Source organism: Xanthomonas euroxanthea (assembly GCF_900476395.1).
GTDB classification, from domain to species: Bacteria; Pseudomonadota; Gammaproteobacteria; order Xanthomonadales; family Xanthomonadaceae; genus Xanthomonas; species Xanthomonas euroxanthea.
Window position 1 is genome coordinate 97,695 of record NZ_UIHB01000004.1, and the last position, 24,664, is coordinate 122,358.

A 24,664-nucleotide genomic window follows, 5' to 3' on the forward strand; every position below is an offset into this window, starting at 1 on the left:
TCGGATCACTCTCGAAACACATCACCGACATCGTCAAAAATCCTTGTGCAATTGCAGCCCGACATAACGCTGGTCGTCACGCGGCACCAGCCGGTACACGTTGCCGGTGGCATTGGCCAACAATGGCGCGTACGTGCGGTCGCCGAGGTTGCGGCCGAGCACCGCCACCCGCCAGCCATGCGCATCGTCGGCCAGCGCGATGCTGGCGTTCCAGATCGCATACGGGCCCTGGACGGTCTGCGGGGTCTGGCTGAGGTCGTACTGCACGCTGTCCTGCCAGCTCACGTCGCCGTTGAATTCCAGGGCCAGGCTGCCGCGCAGCGGCACCCGATACCCGGCGCGCAGATTGCCCTTCCAGTCCGGCGAAAACGGCAGCGGCCTGCCGTCGACATTGCAGTTGGCCGCCGCGGCGGCAGGGCAGGCAAACCGCTGGATGCGCGCCTGCGTGTAGGCCAGCGAGCCGGCCAGGCTGAGCCGCTCGGTGGGCCGATACTCCAGGTCCAGCTCCAGGCCCTGCGTGCGCACTTGCCCGGCGTTGATCAGGCGCGTCACCACCTGCCCGGCCACGGTGTCGAAGAAGTTGGCCTGGTAGTTGGCGTACTCGGTATGGAACAGCGCCACGTTCGCACTGAGGCGATCGTCCAGTGCACGCGCCTTCAGGCCCAGTTCCCACGCGTTGGAAGTTTCCGGCTTCAGCGCTGGCGTATCGCGCGGCTGCATGTTGAAGAACACGTTGTAGGCCGGGCCCTTGTAGCCGCGCGAATAGGTGAGGTAACCGGTGGTCTGCGCATCGACGTCGTATTGCAGGCCGATGCGGCCGGACACGCCATTTTCCGCGGTGCTGCCACTGCTTGCCGTAGACGGCTGGATGCCGGTAACCGCGGCTGCGGAGCTGGACACGCGCTGGTGCCGGTAGTCGAGCGTATCGCGGGTAAAGCGTGCGCCCAGCAGCGCCCGCAGGTCCGGGCGCCAATGCCAGGTGGCCTCGCCGAACGCGGCATAGGTTTGCGCGCGGGTGGCGTAATCGGCCACACCCACGGCACTGGCGGTTGGCGTCGTCACCGTGCGGCGATAGGTTTCGTCGTTGCGCGCATGCAGGTAATACAGCCCGGCCACCGCTTCCACCGCGCGATCGCGCGGGGTCTGCAGGCGCAATTCCTGCGAATACTGCGTGTACCCCAGGTCGCCACGGTCGTGCGAGGACGGAAACGCCGCGCTGCGTTGCGCGGTGCGATCGCCGTCCTGGAACTGGGTGTTGTCCCACTGCCGCCACGCGCTGATCGAGGTCAGCAGCGCATCGCCGAGCTGCTGGTCCAGCTGCAGCGAGGCGCCCTTGTTGATGTCGTCCAGATACGTGCGGTAATCGCTGTTGATCTGCCGGTTGTCGGCGCTGGCGACAACCGGTGCCAGCGCCGCGGCGAAGTCCGCACGCGTGCTGGCAACCACCACCCCGCTGGGCGCATTGCTGTGCGATTGCAGGTAGTCGGCGAGCAGCGTCGCGTTCAAGCTGGGGGTCGGGGTCAGGTCCAGCCGCAGCCGCGCGCCGGAGCGTCGGTAGCCGTTGACGGTCTGGCCGTCGGCCGCGTTGCGCACATTGCCGCCGTACTCGGCCCACAACGCCGACACACTGGCCTTGAGCAGCTCCGGCACCAGCGTGCCGCCAACACTGGCACGCACGCGGTCTTCGTCGCCGCCACCGAAGTGCGAATAATCGACATAGCCGCCAAACAGTTCCGGCGCCGGCTTGCTGACGATATTGAGCACGCCGGCCGAGGCGTTCTTGCCGAACAAGGTGCCCTGCGGCCCGCGCAGGACTTCGATGCGCTCGACATCGAGCAGGTCCAGCGTGGCCTGGCCTGGGCGCCCCAGTACCACCCCGTCGATCACCGTGGCCACGCTGGGCTCGACGCCCGGCGAGGTGGAAATGGTGCCCACGCCACGCAGGAACAGCGAGGTGTCCTTGTTGGAGGCACCGGTGCGGAAGGTCAGGCTGGGCACCAGCGCCGGCAGGTCGGCCACGCTATTGCGGTTTTCGCGCTCAAGCGTCTCGCCCTGGACCACCGATACCGCCACCGGCACCTGCTGCAGGGTGGTTTCGCGGCGCGTGGCGGTCACGGTGACCGCACCCAGTGTCTGCGCGGCGCGCTCCGGCGTCGCGGCAGCCTCGCCCACCTCATCGGCCAGCACCGGCGTAACCGCCCACGCCAGACTCCACGCCAAAACTTGCGGCCTGGCCAACCATCTCGAAGCAGCGAGGATCCTTGCAGGGGTCCGGTGTCGCGCGGGCATGTACGTCCTTTCGTGGCGTCGGCTGTCTTGCAGCAGCGTGGGGAACTGCGAGTCGGCGAGCGTTGTGCACGGCGACCCTTGCGCAGCGCAAGCCAAAACGGCGCTGCAATGCGGTAGCGCATGCTGTTTGCAGCTGGCTCAAGCGTCAAATAACCAATGTTCAGATGGTTATTCACTCACGCGTCGCCGCGTGCCGGTCATCCATGCCCGGCGCGCGCCAAGACCCTCGCTGCACGACACCCGGCCAATGGCGATAATGGGCACATGGATGCACCCAAGCCCTGGCACCTCTACCTGCTGCTGTGCCGCAACGGCAGTTATTACGCCGGCATCACCAATGATCTGGAGCGGCGCTTTCAGGCACACCTGCGTGGCACCGGCGCGCGCTATACACGTGCACATCCGCCGCTGGAACTGCTTGCCAGCCATCCATATGCGGACCGCGCCGCCGCCTCGCGCGCGGAGTGGCAGCTCAAGCAACAACCGCGCGCGCGCAAGCTCGCCTGGCTGCTGGCACAACCGCACGGCGGCACCGAGTCACAGCCCGCTGACGCCTCGATCACGCCCGCCTAGCCGCGCGGTTTCTATGGTGTAGCGCTGTCAATCGCGGAGCAGCACATGCACTACCAGCTCTACTACTGGACCGGCCTGCAGGGCCGCGGCGAATTCGTCCGCCTTGCACTGGAAGATGCCGGTGCCGACTACACCGACGTGGCGCGCGTGGAAGGCGATGAGGTGATGAATGCCTTTCTGGAAGGCAACCAGGCCGGCGCGCAGCCGTTTGCGCCGCCCTTCCTCAAGGCTGGCGATACGGTGGTTGCGCAGGTCGCGGCCATCCTGCATGTCATCGGGCCACAACTGCAGCTGGTACCCGACTCGGACGCGCAGCGCATCCAGGCATTGCAGTTGCAGCTGACCATCGCCGACCTGGTGGCCGAGGTGCACGACAGCCATCATCCGATCGCCACCGGCCTGTATTACGAAGATCAGAAAGCCGAGGCGGCCAAGCGCGCCAAGGACCTGCGCGACAACCGCCTGCCCAAGTTCCTGGGCTACTTCGAACAGGTGCTGCAACAGGCCGGCGGCACCCATGTGCTGGGCACGCACTCGTACGTGGACCTGTCGCTGTTCCAGTTGGTCAGCGGATTGGAGTACATGTTCCCCAAGCGCATGAAGACACTATCGGCCGATCTTCCCGGCCTGAAGGCCTTGCAGCAACGCGTGGCCGCGCGCCCGCGCATCGCGGCCTATCTCGCATCCGAACGACGCGTGGCGTTCAATACCAATGGCATCTTCCGCCACTATCCGGAACTGGATGCGGCGTAAGTAATGGCGGCACGTGGCGTAGCGCGTGCCGCCCATCTGCGTTGCTTCATGCCGGAATGTGGCGCGAAGCTGCAACCATGCATGCAAGGCCGCACCGGGCGGCCTTATCCTCGCGCCACCACACGCCGCTTCAACGACCCTGCAGCAACGCTGTGCGGATCCGCTGCAACTGCGCCTTCACGGCAGCCGCCTGCGCCGGCCCCAGCCGCAGCAGCGCCTTTTGACCGACCGACAGCGACTCCAACGCCGGATCAACAAACCGATAACGGCCACGCTCGTCGCGTTGCACCCTGATCGGCTGTGCCGGGTCGGGCGTGCGTAGCAAATGATCGATCACGTCGATCACGCGATCGTTGAAGTAACGGTCCGGCGCGCCCAGGTCGGCATACGCCTGCTGCAACAACGGATAGAAACGTACATAACTGCGCACCAGCGCCTGCGCATCCACCTGGGTGAACGCCGCAACGTACGGCGCATAACGCGCCGCATTGGCCTGGTCGACCACTACACTTCCGGCGGCATCGGACACCGCAAATTCACCTGCCACCGGTTGCAGCACCGAGGCGCGACGGCTGATGCTGGGCTGGGTGAGATTGTCGATCATCACCACAACCCGTTCGATCAAGTGCTTGCGCAACACGATCGACAATGCACCGTCGTCCTGCACCAACGCCAGCAAGGCCTCCCACGCTGCCGCATCGCTTTGACCCAGCGCAGGGATCGCCGCGTCGGCGGCCTCGGCCGAGGGCTGCTGCACTGGATGGCGCGGCCCCGCCGGCGCCGGCGGCGACGGGGTCACCGCCGCTGCCACGGCGCTGGCGGTCTGGCTGATCGGCGCTGGCAAAGCGCCCGGCGCAGTGGGTGACCCGCTGAACAGCCACCAGGCAGCGCCGGCCACCACCGGCACCGCCAGCAGCCACGGCCAACGCGAAGACTTGGATTGCATCATGGAACTCCTTACATCGACACCATCCAGGGTGTGACCATGCCAGATCGCAGTGGTTCCATCGATGTGCAGCGATGCTGCGATCAAGCACTGAATCGAGGGCGCGGCGCCGTCACCGCCTGCGGGCACGCCGTGAATCCGTCCCTGGCGGTGGGGGATTGGTGGCCGCATCCATGCCGCCACACGGTCCCGCAACCGGCAAGGACACCGCACCAGAGAGTTGGTCGGTACTCATCTGAAAGCTGTCTGTCGTGCGGCGCGCATCGGACGTGGAGCCGACGCTTCATGATCGAACAAGACGCATCCAGCACTGCTCTTCCATGCACACCGACCCTCTCGACTGGTCCTTGCCCGCTCACCGTCGCTGGACCCTGAGCGGCATGGATGCCGCGCCGGAGCCTACAAGGACGTACTTGCGGCGTGTCCCGCGATGGTGGGCGGGCAAGGGCCTTGCAACCAAGCGCCAGATCGGCCGCTCTGCCGCTGATCCATCCGCACTTTCCAAGCCCAACCACCCAACCCAGAAAGCAGTCGAGACCGGGAACAGCGTGGTTGTTCAGCCGCGATCGGATGCTTGAATCAAAAGCTCAGTGAATCGAAGGCGCGGTGCCCTCACCGCTCGCGGGACACGCCGTAAACCCATCCCTGGGGGCTCGGTGGCGGCATCCATGCCGCCACACGGTCCCGCAACCGGCAAGGGCACCGCACCAGACAATTGGTCGGCGCTCACCTGAAAAGCCGTCTGTCGTGCGGTATGCATCAGACGTGGAACCGTTGCTCATGATCAAACGAGGCGCTTCCAGCACTGCTCTTCCCATGCACACCGACCATCTCGACTGGTCCTTGCCCGCTCACCGTCGCGGGACCCTGAGCGGCATGGATGCCGCGCCGGAGCCTACAAGGACGTACTTGCGGCGTGTCCCGCGATGGTGGGCGGGCAAGGGCCCGCAGCAAAGCCCCAGATCGCATGCTTTGGCTTTGGCTTTGGCTTTGGCTTTGGCTTTGGCGTTAACTTTGGCTCTGGCTCATCCACATCGCCTGGTCTCGGACCAGGACGACCGGCGTTGCCGCATCAAGCGACGCCCCCGCCCGCCTGAAATCCGCGAGCAGGCGTGCGCACCGCTCTCAGCCTCCGAAATCCAGCCGCGCATTCACCCAGGCCGCCACGATCGCGGCGGCCGCCTGCTCGGCCTGTTTCGCGGGCAGGCGCTTCTCGCGCACCAGCCATGCGGCAGTGTCGGCGCGCACCTTCGGTAGCAACGCGCGCACGGCCTTGCGCTGTGCCGCCGGCCAATCGCTGTCTTCCCCGGTCCAGGCGGCAATCGCCTTGTCCGGATCGTCGCCGTAGCGCTTGCGCAGTGCCGGGGTCAGGTATAGCAACGGCGACACCGACGCGCGTAGCGCGATGATTTTCCACTCCGCGTAACTGGCGTAGCGAATGGTGCCTGCGTCCTTGCCCAGGGCCTGGATCAACCCGTCGAAGCCGGCATCCAGCTGCTTCCAGCTGGCCAATGCAAACAGGCCGCCCGGCGGCTCGCAGATGGGCGCGAACCCGTCGCGGGTGGAGCCATACAGCGAGCCGAACGCCTCATATGCTGGCTCCCCCACTGTAGCGAAGATGAAGCAATGCACGTACGGGCGCTGATCGCGGTCGTCGCGCTCGATCCACATCCGCAACAACGTCAGGATACGTTCCTGCGGCTGCATGGCAGGCACGCCCTCCACGTCGTCGAGCAGGGATGCGGCGAAGTCGTCGACCTTGCGCAGCGCCTTGCGTGCGCTTTCAAACCGCGCATCCGCCAATGCCGCATCCACGCCCGCAGCAGGAACGAACTGATGCAGATACGCCAGCCACGCCGAGGCCAGCGGCGTGTCGTAGCCCTGCAACTGGCGCGCAGCGTCGGCAGGCGCAGTGGGAATCAAGGCGATGATGCGATCCAGCGCCTGTTGCTGCGCAACGAGCGCCTTGGCCAGCACATCGGCCCTGGCCTTCAATGTGCGTTGCAGGCAGTCATCCAGCTTGGCGTCCTGCGCGCAGGCATTGCGCTGCCGCAGCCAGGCGCGTTGCTGATCCCGCACGCCAGCGACCGTGTGCCGCGGCGTGGTGTCCACCAGCGCCCGATAGGACGCGTCGATCTGATCGTCCAGTGTGCCCAGCGCCGGCACCGCGCACAGCCGTTTTTCGACCGCGGTACCTGCCTGCTTGCAATCGAACGACGTCGCCCAGGCGCCGCCGGTGCCAAGCAACAGGGCGCCACCGATGAGCACGCGCAATACACCTGAGCGGGACATCATTGCACCGTGTCCTTGCGTGCAGGCAACAACGAGAGCAGCAGCAGGGTCACCGCCAGCGCGACATAGGCACCGACGAACTGCCAGCTGATCGCGCGCGCCAGGCCTTGCAGCGACCATGGCAGATAGATGCCACCGCGCGGGTCCACCGAATGGATCAGGCCGAACAGCGTCAGCCCGGCGGCCACCAGCAGGAAGACCGCGCCGCGACGCAGCCGGCCATCGATCATCGCCACCACCGTGGCGATCCACAGCATTGCGGTGATGATGAAGCCGTTACCCAGCGCGAAGATCACCGCCAGCTCCGGCAGGCCGTGCCCATCGAGCTTGGTGGTGAGTGCGACCAGCTGCTCCGGCGGGATCCAGCCCGGCGCCTTGATGGTCAGCAGGTACGCCACCGACGGCAGAAAGCCCAGCACCATCGCGCCGGCATGTTGCCTGGGCGTGGCCTGGAACGCCTGCGTGGTGATGTCGATCGACACGTACACGATGATCGGTGCCAGCACCGCCAGCGGCAGCCACTGCACCAACCCGGAGATCACGCCGAGCATGCCGCCGATGCCGACGAACAGGCCGGTCAGCAGCGTGTAACCGGAGCGCGCGCCCATGTGCTTGTAGGCCGGCTGGCCGATGTACGGCGTGGTCTGCGCCACCCCGCCGCAGACGCCGGCGACCAGCGTCGCCAAGGCTTCCACCAGCAGGATGTCGCGGGTGCGGTAGTCATCGCCCGCCGCGCGTGCGCTCTCGCTGACATTGATGCCGCCCACCACCATCAACAAGCCGAATGGCAGCAACAACGGCAGGTATGCCACCGTGGCCGGCAGGCCGTCGATGAAGCCCAGGTTCGGCAGCGGCAACACGATCGTCGGCGGCGTGAACGCAGGCACGGCAAAGCCCGGCGCACCCAGGCCTGCCAGGCCCAGCCCGTAATACAACGCAGTGCCGATCACGAACGCCACCAGCACGCCGGGCAACTTGGTCGGCAGCCGCCCCTTGGCCAGCAGCACGTACAGCAACAGGCCCAGGGTGACGAAGCCGGCCACCGGCGAGCGCAGGGTTTCCAGCAGCGGCAACAGGCCCATCAGCACCAGCGCGATGCCGGCGATCGAACCGAGCAAGGCCGCACGCGGCAGCGCGCGCGTGACCGCCTCGCCGACGAACGACAGCACCAGCTTGAGCAGGCCCATCACCACCAGCGAGGCCATGCCGAGTTTCCAGGTGGCGATGGCGGCCGCCTGCGGGTCCAGCCCCTGCGCCTTGAAGCCGACGAACGCCGGGCCCAGCACCAACAGCGCCATGCCGATGCTGGTCGGCGCATCCAGGCCCAGCGGCATCGCGGTGACGTCGTCGCGCCCGCTGCGTGCGGCCAGCCGCCGCGCCATCAGGGTGTAGAGCAGGTTGCCCACCAGCACGCCGAACGCGGTGCCGGGAAACATGCGCCCGAACACCACCTCGGCCGGGAACTGGAACATCCCGACCAGTGCCATCGCGATAAAGCCGAGGATGGAGAGATTGTCGACGACCAGGCCGAAGAAGCCATTGAGGTCGCCGGCGACGAACCAGCGCGGCGATGCCGCAGTACGCGAGGAAGGGGCCGACATGGGAGCCAGGAAGCGTGGGGATCGGCCGATGGTAGCCGCTGCTCCGCACGTGCGACAGCGGCGCGGTGGATCAGAGCGTGTCGCCGCGATTGCGCCGGTCTGTTCCATGCCAGGCGGCTGCGTGGCAGCAACGGCCCTACTTCATCGCCGCAGCAACCTCGATCCAGCCGACGATGTCGCCACGGTCGGCACTGCGATAGCGCACCTGCACGCGCGTGGCGTCGGCGCTGACATCCAGCGCATCGGCCCGATCGCCCTGCACCAGGTAGCGCTTGGTGCTGGTCGCCGAAGGTGTGGCGTACAGCGGCAGACGCGCCACCTGCACGTGCAACTGCACCGGCATCGGCGCGTCCAGCGTGGTACCGATCGCGCTGGACACCCGCACCCCACGCGCGTCGTAGCGCGGCCATACCGACAGCGGCATGCCATCGTCGCTGCCCGGATCCAGCAAGGTCTGGATCTGCGGCGAAGCGATCGGCTGCTGCGTCGTGGCCACATACAGCCGCCCATCGGCCGCGTAGCGATACACGTCGGCGTACCACATCGGCCCGCTGCGGCAGGAGCTGGTCAAGCTGCGCTGCTGCCTGTCGGGCGTCAGGTTGAACAAGCCTTCGCACTGCACCGCCGGGCGTGTGGGCGGGATCAGCGCACGAAACCGGCGTTGTGCCGGATCGAACACGAACACCAGCACCGCCTCGTTGACCTGGCCGAGCATCGCCGACACCGCCAGGTCAGGATGTCCGTCGAAGTTGTAGTCGTCGCTGTCCACGCCGGCGCCGCCTTCGCCGTCGTCCACATTCGCGTCGAGCCATTGCTCCTTGCCGCCCGGGGCGAACACCACATGCAGGCGTTCGCCGACCAGCGTGGCAGTGGCATGCGTGTGCGCGTCGATCGTCACCTGCACGCTGGCATCGCGTGCCGCGGCCGCGAACGACAGGCCGAAGAGCGCCGTCGACAACCACACGCCGGCTGCGCGCACATGCAGACGGCGCAGATGTTCAAGGCGCATGGCCACCCGGTCTGGCAGCTCACCCAGTACGAAGCTGCCCGCTGTAAAGGCACTGATGTGGCGCATCATTGCACCGCACGCGCAGCATTCGCCGGTGCCGCTGCCCACGCCGCGGTCGCACCGCAGGTACGGCGGCCGCGCCAAGCGGCACCACTCAGAACGACACCTCCACCGCCTGCCGCGACCACAGCACCGACTGGTGCCCGGTGGCCTGCTTCCAGGCCAGGCGGATCGCCTCGATGTCGTTGCGCCGCTGCGGGGTGTCCTCGTGCAGGATCACCAGCACCTTGGTGCCCAGCCGGTTCGGCTCCTTGGCACCGCGAAACAGCCACTGGCCGTAGGCATCGAACACGGTCAGCCCGTCCGGGAAGCGCGGGGTCACTTCCTTGTCCAGGAACGCGCGCCATTGCGTGTCGTCGATGGTGCGGGTCTGCGGGCGATCGGCCGGGCCGGTCTCCTCGCCCACACCGAAGTACAGCTCGCTGCGCACCCAACCGTGCGCCGTCGCCGGCCGCGCCGCATCGCCTTGCAGGCTGGCAGTGGTCGACCCCGGCGCGCCGCCGGGGGTGGTGGCGCAGGCGGACAGCGCCAGCGTGGCGGCAAGCAGGCAGGACGGCAGCAACTTCATCGACTTCTCCACAACGGGTACGGTTACGACGGATCGGGGGCAGGCTCATGCAGGGCCGGCATCAGCTGATGCCGGCGTGCGCGCACTGTGCCATCTCGCACGCGCCTGAACAACGCGATAATATCTCTCTATCCGGATGAATGTGGACGATCCGAACCCCTTTGCGCCCTGCCCGGCCGGATGCCGACCGCGCGGCGCGTTCGCAGTTGCTGTTGCAGGAGAGAGACATGACCCGCCCCACCCTTTCGGCCATCGGCCTGGCCGTCGCCGCCGCGTTGAGCGCCAATGCACAGGCCCAGCAGGCCGCCCCCGGCGCCACCACGCTGGACACCGTGATCGTCACCGGCACCCGCGCCAGCGACCGCACCGTGCTGGAATCGACCGTCCCGGTGGACGTGCTCACGGCCGAGGACATCCGCAAGGCCGGCGTGGTCAATGGCGAGCTCGGTAGCGCGCTGCAGGCATTGCTGCCCTCGTTCAACTTCCCGCGCCAGTCCAACTCCGGCGGCGCCGACCATATCCGCGCCGCGCAGCTGCGCGGCCTCTCGCCCGACCAGGTGCTGGTGCTGGTCAACGGCAAGCGCCGCCACACCTCGGCGCTGGTCAATACCGACAGCAAGATCGGCAAGGGCACCACGCCGGTGGATTTCAATTCCATCCCGATCAATGCGATCAAGCGCATCGAAGTGCTGCGCGACGGTGCCGGCGCGCAATACGGCTCGGATGCGATCGCCGGCGTCATCAACGTGATCCTGGACGACAACCCCGAGCGCGGCGAGCTGGAAGCCAGCTTCGGCGCCTACAACACCGATGTGGAGCCGATCAACCGTCGTGTCACCGATGGCCAGACCAGCTACGCCAGCGCCAAGGTCGGCACGCTGCTCGGCGATGACGGCGGCTTCTTCAAGGTCGGCCTGGAGCTGAAGAATCGCGAAGCGACCAATCGCGCCGGCTTCGACCAGATTCCACCGTTCGAAGAACAGACCCCGGCCAACCTGGCCCTGGCCGGCCGCCGCAACTACGTGCTCGGCGATGGCGCCACCAAGGGCCTGAACGCCTGGCTCAACACCAAGGTCCCCTTCAGCGCCAACGGCGAGTTCTACGCCTTCGGCACCTACAACCAGCGCGACACCGAAGGCGCCAACTACTTCCGTTACCCGGATGGCAGCGCCAACTGGCGCGAGATCTACCCCAACGGCTACCGTCCGATTTCCGAAGGCGAGAATCGCGATCTGCAGATCGTCGCCGGCGCCCGTGGGCAGCTCGGCGACTGGGACTACGACGCCAGCGTCAACTACGGCCGCAACGACTTCACCTACCGGCTGCGCAATTCGCTCAACGCCTCGCTCGGCCCCGGCAGCACCACGCGCTTCAAGACCGGCGATTTCGCCTTCGCGCAGACCGTGGGCAACCTGGATCTAACCCGCGTGTTCGATGCGGCCGGCGCCACCCATACCTTCGGCACCGGCGCCGAATTCCGCCGCGAGCAATACCGCACCCATGCCGGCGACCCGGCCAGCTATGCGGCCGGCCCGTTCACCGATCGCCCCACCGGCTCGCAGGCCGGCGGCGGCCTGAGCCCGCAGGACGAGGCCGACCTGTCGCGCAACGTGGCCAGCGCCTATGCCAACGTGTCCAGCCAGTTCGGCGACAAGTTCTCCACCGACCTGGCCGGCCGCTACGAGCATTACCAGGATTTCGGCAGCCAATGGACCGGCAAGCTGGCCGCGCGCTATGCCTTCGCCCCGGCATTCGCGCTGCGCGGGGCGGTCTCCAACAACGTGCGTGCGCCCTCGCTCAGCCAGATCGGCTACGAAGCCACGTCCACCGGTTATGACGCGGCCGGTCGCCTGACCCAGGGCCGCCTGCTGTCGGTCTACAACCCGATCGCCCGCGCGCTCGGCGCCACCGACCTGAAGCCGGAAAAATCACTCAACTACAGCCTGGGCTTCACCAGCCAGCTGGGCGATCACTTCGACCTGTCGCTGGACTTCTTCCAGATCGACATCGACGACCGCATCGCGCTGTCCGAAGACATCACCGGCACCGCGCTGACGGACTTCGTGCAGCAGAACTTCGGCGTCAGCGGTGTGCAGAGCGCCAGCTACTTCCTCAACGCCGCCGACACCCGCACCCGCGGCGCCGAGCTGGTCGGCAACTGGCGCCAGTACGCCTTCGGCGGCGACCTGCTGCTGACCGGTACCTACAGCTACGCCAAGACCGAGTTGAAGAACGTCATCGGCACCCCGGTGCAGTTGCTCGCGCTGGACCCGGACTACGTGCTGTTCGGCATCGAAGAGAGCAACACGCTCACCGATGCGGCGCCGCGCACACGCGCCGCGCTGGCCGCCAACTGGAACAACGAGCACTGGAACCTGCAGACCCGCATCAACCGCTACGGCAGCGCGACGCGCGTGTTCGACTTCGGCGGCGGCTTCGTGCCACGCCAGACCTACGGCGCGGAATGGCAGCTGGACCTGGAAGCCGAGTACCACCTGGGCACGCAATGGACGCTGGCGATTGGCGGCCAGAACATTCTGGATAACTACTCGGACCGTTCCATCGACGACATCGCCTACTTCGGCAACCTGCCCTACGACGTGCTCTCGCCGATCGGCAGCAACGGCGCGTACTGGTACGGGCGGGTGCGCTACACCTTCTGACGCCGGGATTGGCGGATTGGGGATTGGGGGATTGGCAAGGGCGACTAGGCGCCAATCCCCACTCCCGAATCCCCAATCCCCGCTGTTGCATAACCTGAATATCACATCGCTTTGCGCACACTAGCGCGATGGCAGACGTGCACTCCCCCCTTCCGTCGCCGCCATTGCTGGACGATGCCTGTGCATTGTTTCTGGACGTGGACGGTACCCTCATCGACTTTGCCGACAGCCCCGAGGCTGTGCGGCTCCTGCCCGAGGTCCGCGCGGCCATCGGCCAGCTGAGCGAGCGCCTGCATGGCGCAGTGGCACTGGTCAGCGGACGACCGCTGTCGCAACTGGACGCCCTGTTCGCGCCGTTGCTGCTCCCGGCCGCCGGCCTGCACGGACACGAACTTCGCAGCGACATCGCTGCGCGCGCGGCAATGCCGCAGGACACCTCCGAGTGGCTGCATGGCCTGCACCAACGCGCCGCCGCACTCACGCACCGGCACCCTGGTGTGCTGGTCGAAGACAAAGGCGTCAGCGTCGCGCTGCACTGGCGCGCGCAACCGCTCGCCGGCCCCGAGGTGCTCGCCTTCGCGCAGCAGGAAATCGCCCAGCTTTCCGGCTATCGCCTGCAACCGGGCGACCACGTGGTCGAATTCGTGCCCGAAGGCAGCAACAAGGGCCTGGCGGTCGAACAGCTGATGCAGCACGGCGCATTCGCCGGCCGCACGCCGGTGTTCGTTGGCGATGACCTCACCGACGAATTCGGCTTCGAAGCGGCCAATCGTCTCGGCGGCTGGAGCGTGCTGGTCGGCGATCGCGCCCAGACCAGCGCGCGCTTCAGCGTCGACGGTACCGCCGATGTGCATGCGTGGCTGCAACGCAACGCGCGCCAGGCGTGAGCGCGGCGCGCTTCCCTCTTCTCTTCAAAAGGATCGTTCGCACTCCATGACCGAGCCAAACCTGGATCTGGGCGTCATCGGCAACTGCAGCTTTGGGGCATTGGTCGATCGGCAGGCGCGTGTGGTGTGGAGTTGCCTGCCGGCCTTCGACGGCGACCCGGCATTCTGTTCGCTGCTCTCGCCCAAGGGCGAAGGCGGCGACTTCGCGGTGGAGCTGGAAGACTTCGCCAGCAGCGAGCAACACTACCTACCCAATACCGCCGTGCTGCGTACCGTGTTGCGCGACAGCCACGGCGGCGAAGTGGAAGTCATCGACTTCGCGCCGCGCTGGCGCAACAACGGGCGCTTCTATCGGCCCGTCAGCATCATCCGGCAGATCCGCCCGCTGGCCGGCAACCCGCGCATCATCGTGCGTGCGCGCCCGCTGGCCGACTGGGGTGGCCGCAGCCCGGAGACCACCTGGGGCAGCAACCACATCCGCTGGGTGCTGCCCGAGTTCACCCTGCGCCTGACCACCGATGTGCCGGTCCGCTTCGTGCGCGACGGCCTGCCGTTCGTGCTCAGCCACCCGGTCAACCTGGTGCTGGGCGTGGACGAATCGCTGACCCGCTCGCTCACCGGTTATGTGCAGGAAGCGCAGGAACGTACCGAGGAATACTGGCGCGAATGGGTGCGCTACCTGTCGATTCCCCTGGACTGGCAGGAAGCGGTGATCCGCAGTGCGATCACGCTCAAGCTGTGCCAGTACGAGGACAGCGGCGCCATCATTGCGGCGATGACCACCTCGATCCCGGAGGCGCCCAACACCCCGCGCAACTGGGATTACCGCTATTGCTGGTTGCGCGATGCTGCGTTCGTGGTGCGCGCGCTCAATCGCTTGGGCGCCACGCGCACGATGGAGCAGTTCATCGGCTACATCTTCAACATCGCCACCGCCGACGGCACGCTGCAGCCGCTGTACGGCGTCGGTTTCGAATCGCAGCTGGAAGAGCACGAAGTCGAGACGATGGACGGCTATCGCGGCATGGGCCCGGTACGGCGCGGCAACCTGGCCTGGATCCAGCAGCAGCACGACGTCTATGGCAGCGTGGTGCTGGCATCCACGCAGCTGTTCTTCGATCTGCGCCTGAAGGATCAGGGCGATGCGGATACCTTCCGCCGCCTGGAGCCGCTGGGTGAGCGCGCGTTCGCGCTGCATGACGTGCCCGACGCCGGCCTGTGGGAATTCCGCGGACGCGCCGAAGTGCATACCTACACCGCTGCGATGTGCTGGGCTGCCTGCGACCGGCTGTCCAAGATCGCCGACCGGCTGGTGCTGCCCGAGCGCAGCGTGTACTGGCGCGAGCGCGCCGACACCATCCGCGCACGCGTGCTGAGCGAGGCATGGAGCGAGGAACGTGGTCATTTCACCGATACGCTGGGCGGCCATCGCCTGGATGCATCGCTGTTGCTGCTGGCCGATATCGGCATCGTCGCCAACGACGACAGCCGCTTCGTGCGCACGGTCGAAGCCGTCGGCCGTGTACTCAAGCATGGCGATGCGCTGTACCGCTACATCGCACCGGATGACTTCGGTGAGCCGGAAACCAGCTTCACCATCTGCACGTTCTGGTACATCGACGCGCTGGCCGCGATCGGTCGCAAGGAGGAGGCGCGTGAATTGTTCGAGCGCATCCTCTCGCGCCGCAATCACCTCGGCTTGCTGTCCGAGGATCTATCGTTCGAAGACGGCGAAGCCTGGGGGAACTTCCCCCAGACCTATTCGCATGTGGGTTTGATCATCGCAGCGATGCGCTTGTCGCGCAGCTGGCAGGAGGCGTCATGAGTCGTTTGGTAGTGGTATCCAACCGCGTCGCGGTGCCCGGCGAAAACCGTGCCGGCGGCCTGGCGGTGGGCTTGTTGGCGGCGCTCAAGGAGCGTGGCGGCGTGTGGTTCGGCTGGAGCGGCAAGACCGTGCGCGGCGACAGCGGCGGCATGCACGAGCAGACCGAGGGCGACATCAAGTTCGTCACCATGGACCTCAACAAGCGCGACATCGATTCGTACTACAACGGCTTTGCCAATCGCACGCTGTGGCCGCTGCTGCATTTCCGCCTGGACCTGGTCGACTACGACCGCGCCACCCGCGAAGGCTATATGCGGGTCAATCGGCTGTTCGCCGAAAAGCTGGCGCCGTTGTTGAAGGACAGCGACACCTTGTGGATCCACGACTACCACATGATCCCGCTGGGCGCGATGCTGCGCGAGCTGGGGGTGGGCTGCAAGATGGGCTTCTTCCTGCACGTGCCGATGCCCTCGGCCGACCTGATGCAGGCGATGCCCGATCACGCGCGCCTGTTCAGCACGTTCTACGCCTACGATCTGGTCGGCTTCCAGACCCAGCGCGACGCCGAGCGCTTCAAGGCCTATGTGCGCCTGTTCGGCGGCGGCCGCATCCTGGACGGCGACATCGTCGAGGGTCCGGGCGGGCGTCGCTTCAGTGCCGCGGCCTTCCCGATCGGGATCGATACCGAGTTGATCGCCAACCAGGCCAAGGCCTCGGTCGGCAAGCAGGCCGTGCGCGACCTGCGCGAAAGCCTGCGCGGCCGGCAACTGGCGATCGGCGTGGACCGGCTGGATTATTCCAAAGGCCTGCCGGAACGCTTCCAGGGGTTCGAGCGCTATCTGGAGCGCTACCCGGAGCAGTCCGGCAGCCTGACCTACCTGCAGATCGCGCCGGTGTCGCGCGGCGATGTCAACGAATATCGCCGGTTGCGCGGGCAACTGGAGCAGATCGCAGGCCATATCAACGGCGGGCATGCCGAGCCGGATTGGACGCCGCTACGCTACGTCAATCAGAACTTCAGCCATGCGACCTTGACCGGTTTCTATCGCGCCGCCTCGGTCGGTCTGGTCACGCCGCTGCGCGATGGCATGAATCTGGTCGCCAAGGAATTTGTCGCGGCGCAGGATCCGCAGGATCCCGGCGTGCTGGTGCTGTCGTTGCTGGCCGGTGCCGCCGATGAAATGAAGGAAGCGCTGCTGGTCAATCCGCACGACCTCGACGGCGTGGCCGATGCGATCGCCACCGCCGCAAGCATGCCGTTGGCAACGCGCATCGAGCGGTGGCGGGCGATGATGGATCATCTGCGCAAGAACAATATCAACCACTGGCGCCAGCGGTATTTGCAGGCGCTGGCCGATATCTGACTCGGGATTTGCGCGTTACCAGCAACACGCTACCCGCGCACACCGCGATCAGCACACTCAGGCGCCGCGCACTGCCGGCGCCTTTTTTCTTGCATCGGGAGAAAGTGCCTGAAGGGCGATGAGAATACGTCTGCCGGTGCAAGTGGAGGATGCTCGAGTCGAAAATCCTGGCGTGCACGACTCGCCATTCCCGAATGCCGAATCCCGCCTCATCGCTTGCGTCAATAACAAATTAGAGTTACAGCCGGATGACGCATTTTGTCGCCATGCGCGAATGCCACCAGGACCGCCTGAGATCACCGGCACTCTCCATCCCTGCAGTTTTAAGCACTTCCCGCGCTGCGATGCACGGCCTGAACACTGGTTCCCATTCCGTCACGGACACGAGCGTCGTTGCGGTCTAAAATATTCACATGAGTAGCGCTGAGAACCTGGGAGGGGCTGCGCGTTCATATCCGGACGTTCTTGTTTAGGACGTTTTAGTTAGAGCACGGGCCGCCCTTCGCCAGCCTGTGATCTTTCTCCCTCCACGACTCGCCATCGCCTGCCGGTGCCTGGGTCCTTCCTGACATCTCAAAATGACTGATCAATCCTCAAAACGTGGACTAGGCACCTGGTTGCTGGTGGTCTATGCCGTGGTGATCGCCGTGCTCGGTGCGGTGCTTGCCTACGAGGGCGGCCGCCTGGTCGCCGTCGGTGGTTCCTGGTATTACCTGCTGGCGGGCATCGGCCTGTTCCTGGCCGGCGTGTTGCTGGCATTGGGCAAGCGTGCCGGCCTGTGGCTGTTTGGTGCGACGCTGGCGGCCACCATCGCCTGGGCGCTGTGGGAAGTGGGCCTGGATGGCTGGGGTCTGGTCCCGCGTCTGGCCTGGCTATCGGTGCTGGGACTGGTGCTGCTGCCGTTCTGGGGCGTGGCCCGTCGCCGCATGCAGCCGTTGTCGGGGCTGGGCTATGTGCTGGTGACCGGCGTGCTGCCGATCCTGGGTGCGACGCTGATCCTGTGGCCGTTGCTGGCACCGCGCAACGTCGAACTGGCTGATGCCTCCAAGCTGCCGGCCGAGAACGCGACGCCGTTCAGCCGCGGCAACGTGCCCAGCCCGGACGGCAACGTCGCGGCCAATCACGATGCCAGCAACTGGACCGCGTATGCCGGCTCCAACCTGTCCAACCATTACACCCCCGGCGCGCAGATCACCCCGGAAAACGCCAAGGACCTGAAGGTGGCCTGGGAGTTCCATACCGGCGACCTGAAACCGGCCGGCTCCAAGCTGGGCTACGCCTTCCAGAACACCCCGCTCAAGGTCGGCGACCTGCTCTACATCTGCACCCCGACCCAGAAGGTGATCGCGGTGGAAGCGGCCAACGGCAAGGAGCGCTGGCGCTTCGACCCGCAGACCAATCCGAAGGCGATGGCCGGCGTTGCCGCCACCACCTGCCGCGGCGTGTCGTACTACCAGGCGCCACAAGGCACCGCCGAGTGCCCGACGCGGATCTTCTGGCCGATGGTCGATGGCCGCCTTGGCGCGCTGGACGCGCAGACCGGCAAGCTGTGCACCAGCTTCGGCACCAACGGCTTTGTCGATCTCAACGCCGGCACCGGCAACACCAAGCCGGGCTTCGTCGGCCCGACCTCGCCGCCGGTGGTGATGCGCGGCGTGGTGATCCAGCCCACCGGCCAGGTCCGCGACGGCCAGGAAGGCGATGCGCCGTCGGGCGTGGTGCGCGGCTTCGATGCGCTCACCGGCCAGCTGCGCTGGGCCTGGGACCTGGGCAACCCGGCGATTACCGCCGAGCCGCCGGCCGGGCAGACCTACACCCGTTCGACCCCGAACGTGTGGTCGCTGATGTCCGCCGACGACGAGCTGGGCCTGGTCTATCTGCCAACCGGCAATGCCTCGGGTGATTTCTTCGGCAAGGGCCGCACCCCGCAGGATGAGGAATACACCGCTTCGCTGGTTGCCGTGGATGCGGCCACCGGCAAGGAGCGTTGGCACTTCCGCACCGTCAACCACGACCTGTGGGATTACGACATCGGCCCGCAGCCGAACCTGGTCGATTGGCCGGTGGCCGGTGGCGGTACCCGCCCGGCGGTGATTCAGGCCACCAAGTCCGGCCAGGTGTTCGTGCTGGACCGCGCCACCGGTGCGCCGCTCATGCCGGTCAAGCAGATCGCCGTGCCGCAGGGCACCGATCACGGCGACTGGACCGCGGCCACGCAGCCGATCTCGCCGGGCATGCCCAATACCGTGGGCGCGCCGAGCCGTGACTACGAAACCATTATCGAATCCGATGCCTGGGGCATGACCCCGTTCGACCAGCTGGCCTGCCGCATCCAGTTCAAGCAGCTGCGCTACGAAGGCATGTTCACCCCGCCGACCCTGCAAGGCTCGCTGGCCTTCACCGGCAACCACGGCGGCATCAACTGGGGCGGCGTCTCGGTCGACCTGCAGCGCGGCATCATGGTGATGAACAGCAATCGCCTGCCCTACACCCTGCAGGTCTACACCCGCGAAAAGATGAATGAGCTGGGCGTGGTATCGGTGTTCGACGGCAAGAGCAAGACGCCCGGCTACATGGCGCAGAAGGGTCTGGCCTACGGCGCCCGCAAGGAGCCGTGGATGTCGCCGCTCAACACGCCGTGCGTGGCACCGCCGTGGGGCTACATCTCCGGCGTGGACCTGCGCACCCAGCAGGTGATCTGGCGCCGTCCGCTGGGCACCGGTTACGACCAGGGCCCGATGGGCATCCCGTCCAAGACCAAGTTCGAGATCGGCACGCCCAACAACAGCGGCTCGCTGGCCACCGCCGGCGGCGTGACCTTCATCGGCGCGTCCCTGGATGATTTCATGCGCGGCTTCGACACCCGCACCGGCAAGCAGGTCTGGGAGACCCGCGTGCCGGCTGGCCCGCAGGCCGCGCCGCTGAGCTACACCATCGACGGCAAGCAGTACATCGTGGCCGCAGTGGGCGGACACGACCGCATGGAAACCAAGTCGGGCGACAGCGTGATCGCCTGGGCGCTGCCGGACGAGGCAGGTGCCAAGCCGGCGAAGTAAGCCGGTGTAGCGTCAGCTAATTAGGTATCGATAGACCGGCCATCGTGAGATGGCCGGTTTTTTTTTGGGGATTGGGGATTGGGGAATCGGGAATCGGGAATCGGAAAAGCGTCTTTCTGTCGCTTTGGGCTGGGCTGGGCCTGTGGGTCGCCTGATTCCCCGATTCTCCATTCCGCTCTTCGATGTCTATTCGTGGCGTTTCGCTGATCTGGATCTGCAGGGCACCCTATTCCCTATTCCCGATTCCCGATTCCCGATTCTCCATTCCCGGCTCCCGCGCCTTGATGTGTATTCGTGGCGTGGCGCTGCGGCCAGTCTTGGTCACCGGCACGCGATCAGATGGCGTGGAGTCCAGGTCTACAAAGTGTTGACGGCAGCCATCAATATTTCACGTGGAATTTACAATTTGGAGGCAGGTGTCTAGTGACACCTCACGGCTCTGCGGTGGACCGGACGGCACTGAAACCGCTTCCAAATCAACTACATCGGGGTTTTCAGGAGTACGGGCGACAGATTCCGACGAACGGCAATTTCACGCCGTCATGATTCGGGCTCGGCCGCCGATACCCCATAGCAGCCCATGCAGTGCAGGACAGCGCTCCCCACTCCGAATCACTCCGTTGGACTCAGCCTATGTCGCCCTCATTCGATGCCACTGCCGTCTCCCGCCCGCCTTCCGGCCGGAGCCTCGCGCGTCTCACCAGGGCCACATGGCTGCCCGCGGCTGCACAGCTCGGGCTGCTGGCCTTGCTAGCGCTCCATGCGGCCACGCTGTTGCCCGGCGGCGTATGGGCCGGGTTGGCGCGCCTGCTGCCGGCGCTGCTGGTGCTGGGCGCGGCAAGTGCGGGGCTGTGGTGGTGGTCGCGCCGCCGCAACGTCGCGCAACTGCAACAGGCCGTCGGCACGGTGACGGCCATCGGTGACGGGCACTTCCAGCGCCTGGACCTGCGCAACGCCGCCGGCGAGCTCGCGCCGTTGCTGCATGCGCTGCAGGCGACCCAGGACAAGCTGGCCATCCGCCTGGATGTGATGGAACAGGGCCTGCGCCACGGCCAGTTCGTGATCAAGGCGCTGGACGATATGGACACCATGATCCGCATCGCCGACGACGATGGCCAGGTGCTGTTTGCCAACCGCAAGCTGCTGGCGATGCTCAAGCTGATCGAGCCGGATGTGCAGAGCTTCCGCCCCGGCTTCCATGCCGAAGGATTCGTCGGCGGCAGCATCGGCGACATCTATCCGGACAGCCAGGCCGCAATCGACCGCATGCGTGCATTGACCGCATCCAAGGCGGTGCGCGCGCCGTTCTTCGGCCGCCAGATCGACTTCGTCTACAGCCCGATCATCGCCGCCGACGGCGCCAGGCTGGGCACCATCGCACAGTGGGTGGACGTCACCGCGCAGGTCAACGCCGAGCAGACGCTGATCCAGATCATCGATGCCGCCGCGGCCGGCGATTTCAGCCGGCGCATGCAGATCGACGGCATGGACGGCGTACTGCTGTCGCTGGCCCAGGGCATCAACCGCATCTACGACTCGGTGGAAACCCACCTGGCCGCGTTGGCGCGCGTGATCGCTGCCCTGGCCGACGGCGACCTCACCCAGCGCGTGGACGGCGATGCGCACGGCATCTTTGCGCGCCTGCGCGACGACACCAACCAGACCGTGACCCGTCTGACCGAGATCATCGGCGGTATCCAGATCGCATCGGACACGATCCGCCGCGCGGCGATGGAAATCGCCGCCGGCAACACCGACCTGTCCGAGCGCACCGAGCAGCAGGCCGCCAATCTGGAAGAAACCGCCAGCTCCATGGAGGAACTCACCTCCACCGTGAAGCAGAACGCCGACAGCGCGCTGCAGGCCAACCGGCTGGTGGTGGGCACCGGCGAAGTGGCGCAGAACGGCGGCCAGGTGATGGACGCTGTGGTGTCCACCATGGGCCAGATCAGCACCGCCTCGCGCAAGATCGGCGAGATCATCGGCGTCATCGACGGCATCGCCTTCCAGACCAATATCCTGGCGCTCAACGCCGCGGTGGAAGCCGCCCGCGCTGGCGAGCAGGGCCGGGGCTTTGCGGTGGTCGCCTCGGAGGTGCGCGCCCTGGCGCGGCGCTCGGCCGATGCGGCCAAGGAGATCAAGACGCTGATCGCCGACTCCACCGACAAGGTCGAACTCGGCTCGGGCCTGGTGCACCGCGCCGGGGCGACCATGCGCGAGATCGTCGGCTCGGTCAAACACGTCACCGACATCATGAGCGAGATCACCGCCGCCAGCGCCGAGCAATCCAGCGGCATCGAACAGGTCAACCGCACCGTCGCGCAACTGGACGAAGTCACCCAGCGCAACGCCGCATTGGTGGAAGAAGCCACCGCCGCCGCGCGCAGTCTGGAAGAACAGGCCGTGGACCTGGCCGATGCGGTGTCGATCTTCCGCCTGCAGCCTGCGCACGGCGGCAACCCGAAGGTAGTGCACGCAAGTTTCGGAAACGCCGCCGCGTAAGCCGCCGACACGGAATCACCGTAGGAGCGCACCTGGGCGCGATGAGGCTTTCCCGGTAACGCCCCATCGCGCCCAGGTGCGCTCCTACACCGAGCAGGCATGCCTGTCCGCCACCACAGATCCAACGCACGCGGCCGAACAACACTCCGTATCAACAAGCCATCATAGAAATCAGCGCGCAGTCGTAGGAGCGCACCCGGGCGCGACGAAGCATTACCAGTAAGCCCATCGCGCCCATGTGCGCCCCCACATCGGGCTGCGGCGCTAGTCCAGAAACCGCGCGTGCTGCTCCGGCGCAGGCAGCTGCACGAACGCGTCCGGCCCCAGCACGAACAACGGCATGCTCAGGGCGCGATCCAGGCCAGCGTGGCCATGCGTCCGCTACGACGGTCGCGACGATGCGAGAAGAAGCGTTGCGGCTCGGAAATGGTGCACAGCCCGCCGCCGTGGATGGCGCTGGCCGGCACACCGGCACGCTGCAGGCGCTGACGCGCCAATGCATACAGATCCACCCGCCAATGCCCCGGGCGGGTCGCGACGAACGCGGCGCGTGCCTGCGCATCGTGCGCGACGAAGGCGTTGAACACGTCTTCGCCGATTTCATACACCTGCGGCCCCGCTGCCGGCCCCAGCCAGGCCCTCACCTGCTGTGGCGGCGTGCGCATCGCCGCCACGCTGCGCTCCAGCATGCCGTCGGCCAGGCCGCGCCAGCCGGCATGCGCGGCGGCCACTTCGCTGCCATCCCTGGCCGCGAGCACGACCGGCAGGCAGTCGGCGGTGAGGATCGCCAGCACCACGCCGGGCACCGCGGTCACCGCTGCGTCGGCAACCGGTTCCTGCGCAGCTGGGGCGGCAGTTCCGGCCGCGCCCACCTGCTCGCCGGACGCAGGCGCGGGCGCATCGACGCGCAGCACCTCCACGCCATGCACCTGACGCAGCCACTGCGGGGTGCCGGGCAGTGCCAGCGCCTCGACCAGCAGCGCCCGGTTGCGTTCCACCTGCTCCGGCACGTCGCCCTCGGCACTGTTGCGGTTGCCGAGGTTGAGCGTGTCGAACGGCGCCAGCGAGCCGCCCAGGCCGTAGCGCAGCGTGGTCAGCGCATGGATGCGTGGCGGCGCCGGCCAGTCGGCCGGCAGCACGAAGGGCGCGGCGGCGGCCATGTCAGCGGCGTGCCAGCTCGGCGGCGCGTGCACTGTCTTCACGCAGCGCGCTCATCAGCCGCTGCAGGTCGGCCGGCACCGGCGCGCTGGCGCGCACCGGCTCGCCGCTGACCGGGTGCAGGAACTCCAGGGTTTCGGCATGCAATGCCTGGCGCTTGAAGGTACGCAGCTCGTGCACCAGTTCGTCGCTGGCGCCCTTGGGCAGCTTCAGCGCGCCGCCGTACAGCGGGTCGCCGACGATCGGCGACTTCAGGTGCGCCATGTGCACGCGGATCTGGTGGGTGCGCCCGGTTTCCAGCCGGCATTCCAGCGCGGTATGCGCGCGGAAGCGCTCGCGCAGGCGGTAGTGGGTGACCGCATCGCGGCCGTCGTCGCGTACCGCCATCTTCAGCCGATCGCGCGGATGGCGGTCGATCGGCGCGTTGGCGGTGCCGCCGGAGACCAGCGCGCCCACCACCACCGCCAGGTACTGGCGGTGCACATCGCGTGCGGACAGCTGTTCCACCAGCGCGGTCTGCGCCTGCACGGTGCGCGCCACCACCATCACCCCGCTGGTGTCCTTGTCCAGCCGGTGCACCACGCCGGCGCGCGGCACCGCCGCCAGCGCCGGGTCGCGGAACAGCAAGGCGTTGACCAGGGTGCCGTCCGGGTTGCCGGCACCCGGGTGGACCACCAGCCCGGCCGGCTTGTCGATCACCAGCACCTGGTCGTCTTCGTACAGCACGCTCAGCGGGATGTCCTGCGGCGCGGCATGGGTCTGGGTTTCCAGCACCACCTGCACCTGCACGCTCTCGCCGCCGCGCAAGGTGTCGCGCGGGCGCGCCATTTCCCCGTTCAGCAGCGCATCGCCGGACTTGATCCACTCCGACAGGCGCGAACGCGAGAATTCGGGAAACAGCTCGGCCAGCACCGCGTCGAAACGGCGTCCTGCGGCGTTGTCGGGCACGATGGCCTGGCGGATGGACGGGTCGAGGGGTTCGGCAGATGGGTCGGACATGGACACAGGCACTCGGGCAAAAGCGGGAATTTGGGGGTCCGGGCGGCGGGAGTCAGTCGCCGGACAGGCCACTAGGCTATCATCGCGCTCTCGTTTTCCTGATGCGTCCTGCCCAGACC

At 66.9% G+C, this 24,664-nt stretch carries 16 protein-coding genes; 8 read left to right on the forward strand and 8 right to left on the reverse strand.

Features of this window, described 5'->3' with window-relative positions:
- Positions 1–33: 33 nt before the first annotated feature.
- Complete coding sequence (locus tag CPBF1521_RS12890) at positions 34–2,289, reverse strand: TonB-dependent receptor (protein ID WP_235858450.1); 2,256 nt, start codon at positions 2,287–2,289, stop codon at positions 34–36.
- A 264-nt stretch (positions 2,290–2,553) separates the two neighbouring features.
- On the opposite strand from CPBF1521_RS12890, the gene CPBF1521_RS12895 reads away from it, so the two are divergent.
- Together CPBF1521_RS12895 and CPBF1521_RS12900 are read left to right on the forward strand one after the other, a co-directional pair.
- Complete coding sequence (locus CPBF1521_RS12895; RefSeq protein WP_104650220.1) at positions 2,554–2,862, forward strand: GIY-YIG nuclease family protein; 309 nt, start codon at positions 2,554–2,556, stop codon at positions 2,860–2,862.
- Between the two features lie 45 nt (positions 2,863–2,907).
- Entirely contained in the window at positions 2,908–3,615 is a 708-nt protein-coding gene (locus CPBF1521_RS12900; RefSeq protein ID WP_115677248.1) for a glutathione S-transferase, read from the forward strand.
- Between the two features lie 130 nt (positions 3,616–3,745).
- On the opposite strand, the gene CPBF1521_RS12905 is transcribed toward CPBF1521_RS12900, so the two are convergent.
- From CPBF1521_RS12905 to CPBF1521_RS12935, 5 genes are all read right to left on the reverse strand, one after another.
- Positions 3,746–4,561: a DUF3014 domain-containing protein gene (locus CPBF1521_RS12905; RefSeq protein ID WP_115677392.1), complete on the reverse strand. Its 816-nt coding sequence runs from the start codon at positions 4,559–4,561 to the stop codon at positions 3,746–3,748.
- Positions 4,562–5,686: 1,125 nt separating this feature from the next.
- On the reverse strand, positions 5,687–6,853 hold the full coding sequence (locus tag CPBF1521_RS12920; RefSeq protein WP_115677249.1) for a lysozyme inhibitor LprI family protein: 1,167 nt from the start codon (positions 6,851–6,853) through the stop codon (positions 5,687–5,689).
- A complete protein-coding gene (locus tag CPBF1521_RS12925; protein WP_115677250.1) occupies positions 6,853–8,454 on the reverse strand; it encodes a SulP family inorganic anion transporter in 1,602 nt (533 codons plus the stop codon). The genes CPBF1521_RS12920 and CPBF1521_RS12925 overlap by 1 nt, the downstream gene beginning before the upstream one ends.
- Positions 8,455–8,590: 136 nt before the next feature.
- Entirely contained in the window at positions 8,591–9,463 is an 873-nt protein-coding gene (locus CPBF1521_RS12930) for an XAC2610-related protein (RefSeq protein WP_235858451.1), read from the reverse strand.
- A 154-nt stretch (positions 9,464–9,617) separates the two neighbouring features.
- Entirely contained in the window at positions 9,618–10,091 is a 474-nt protein-coding gene (locus tag CPBF1521_RS12935; RefSeq protein ID WP_104650216.1) for a DUF3574 domain-containing protein, read from the reverse strand.
- Positions 10,092–10,318: 227 nt separating this feature from the next.
- On the opposite strand from CPBF1521_RS12935, the gene CPBF1521_RS12940 reads away from it, so the two are divergent.
- The 6 genes from CPBF1521_RS12940 (at position 10,319) to CPBF1521_RS12970 (ending at position 22,388) form a co-directional block, all read left to right on the forward strand.
- Positions 10,319–12,754: a TonB-dependent receptor plug domain-containing protein gene (locus CPBF1521_RS12940; RefSeq protein WP_115677252.1), complete on the forward strand. Its 2,436-nt coding sequence runs from the start codon at positions 10,319–10,321 to the stop codon at positions 12,752–12,754.
- Between the two features lie 128 nt (positions 12,755–12,882).
- Positions 12,883–13,641 (forward strand): trehalose-phosphatase, encoded by a 759-nt coding sequence (otsB, locus tag CPBF1521_RS12945; RefSeq protein WP_115677253.1) that lies wholly within the window; start codon positions 12,883–12,885, stop codon positions 13,639–13,641.
- Positions 13,642–13,687: 46 nt separating this feature from the next.
- Positions 13,688–15,466: a glycoside hydrolase family 15 protein gene (locus CPBF1521_RS12950; protein WP_104583635.1), complete on the forward strand. Its 1,779-nt coding sequence runs from the start codon at positions 13,688–13,690 to the stop codon at positions 15,464–15,466.
- Positions 15,463–16,830, forward strand: coding sequence for an alpha,alpha-trehalose-phosphate synthase (UDP-forming) (otsA, locus tag CPBF1521_RS12955; protein WP_104583636.1), 1,368 nt, complete (start codon positions 15,463–15,465; stop codon positions 16,828–16,830). The genes CPBF1521_RS12950 and otsA overlap by 4 nt, the downstream gene beginning before the upstream one ends.
- A gap of 617 nt (positions 16,831–17,447) precedes the next feature.
- Entirely contained in the window at positions 17,448–19,886 is a 2,439-nt protein-coding gene (locus CPBF1521_RS12960) for a glucose/quinate/shikimate family membrane-bound PQQ-dependent dehydrogenase (RefSeq protein ID WP_180708160.1), read from the forward strand.
- A gap of 633 nt (positions 19,887–20,519) precedes the next feature.
- Positions 20,520–22,388, forward strand: coding sequence for a methyl-accepting chemotaxis protein (locus tag CPBF1521_RS12970; RefSeq protein WP_115677255.1), 1,869 nt, complete (start codon positions 20,520–20,522; stop codon positions 22,386–22,388).
- A 344-nt stretch (positions 22,389–22,732) separates the two neighbouring features.
- On the opposite strand, the gene pgeF is transcribed toward CPBF1521_RS12970, so the two are convergent.
- Positions 22,733–23,548 carry a peptidoglycan editing factor PgeF gene (gene pgeF / locus CPBF1521_RS12975; protein WP_115677393.1) on the reverse strand — a complete coding sequence of 272 codons (816 nt, stop codon included), beginning with the start codon at positions 23,546–23,548 and terminating at the stop codon, positions 22,733–22,735.
- Between the two features lies 1 nt (position 23,549).
- Positions 23,550–24,545, reverse strand: a complete 996-nt coding sequence (gene rluD / locus CPBF1521_RS12980; RefSeq protein ID WP_115677256.1) for a 23S rRNA pseudouridine(1911/1915/1917) synthase RluD — start codon at positions 24,543–24,545, stop codon at positions 23,550–23,552.
- Between the last annotated feature and the right edge of the window lie 119 nt (positions 24,546–24,664).

Excerpts from the sequence above, each read along its gene's own strand:
- CPBF1521_RS12890 (WP_235858450.1), bottom strand. The coding sequence starts at position 2,289 with ATGCCCGCGCGACACCGGACCCCTGCAAGGATCCTCGCTGCTTCGAGA.
- CPBF1521_RS12895 (WP_104650220.1), top strand. The coding sequence starts at position 2,554 with ATGGATGCACCCAAGCCCTGGCACCTCTACCTGCTGCTGTGCCGCAAC.
- CPBF1521_RS12900 (WP_115677248.1), top strand. The coding sequence starts at position 2,908 with ATGCACTACCAGCTCTACTACTGGACCGGCCTGCAGGGCCGCGGCGAA.
- CPBF1521_RS12905 (WP_115677392.1), bottom strand. The coding sequence starts at position 4,561 with ATGCAATCCAAGTCTTCGCGTTGGCCGTGGCTGCTGGCGGTGCCGGTG.
- CPBF1521_RS12920 (WP_115677249.1), bottom strand. The coding sequence starts at position 6,853 with ATGTCCCGCTCAGGTGTATTGCGCGTGCTCATCGGTGGCGCCCTGTTG.
- CPBF1521_RS12925 (WP_115677250.1), bottom strand. The coding sequence starts at position 8,454 with ATGTCGGCCCCTTCCTCGCGTACTGCGGCATCGCCGCGCTGGTTCGTC.
- CPBF1521_RS12930 (WP_235858451.1), bottom strand. The coding sequence starts at position 9,463 with ATGCGCCTTGAACATCTGCGCCGTCTGCATGTGCGCGCAGCCGGCGTG.
- CPBF1521_RS12935 (WP_104650216.1), bottom strand. The coding sequence starts at position 10,091 with ATGAAGTTGCTGCCGTCCTGCCTGCTTGCCGCCACGCTGGCGCTGTCC.
- CPBF1521_RS12940 (WP_115677252.1), top strand. The coding sequence starts at position 10,319 with ATGACCCGCCCCACCCTTTCGGCCATCGGCCTGGCCGTCGCCGCCGCG.
- otsB (WP_115677253.1), top strand. The coding sequence starts at position 12,883 with ATGGCAGACGTGCACTCCCCCCTTCCGTCGCCGCCATTGCTGGACGAT.
- CPBF1521_RS12950 (WP_104583635.1), top strand. The coding sequence starts at position 13,688 with ATGACCGAGCCAAACCTGGATCTGGGCGTCATCGGCAACTGCAGCTTT.
- otsA (WP_104583636.1), top strand. The coding sequence starts at position 15,463 with ATGAGTCGTTTGGTAGTGGTATCCAACCGCGTCGCGGTGCCCGGCGAA.
- CPBF1521_RS12970 (WP_115677255.1), top strand. The coding sequence starts at position 20,520 with ATGTCGCCCTCATTCGATGCCACTGCCGTCTCCCGCCCGCCTTCCGGC.
- pgeF (WP_115677393.1), bottom strand. The coding sequence starts at position 23,548 with ATGGCCGCCGCCGCGCCCTTCGTGCTGCCGGCCGACTGGCCGGCGCCG.
- rluD (WP_115677256.1), bottom strand. The coding sequence starts at position 24,545 with ATGTCCGACCCATCTGCCGAACCCCTCGACCCGTCCATCCGCCAGGCC.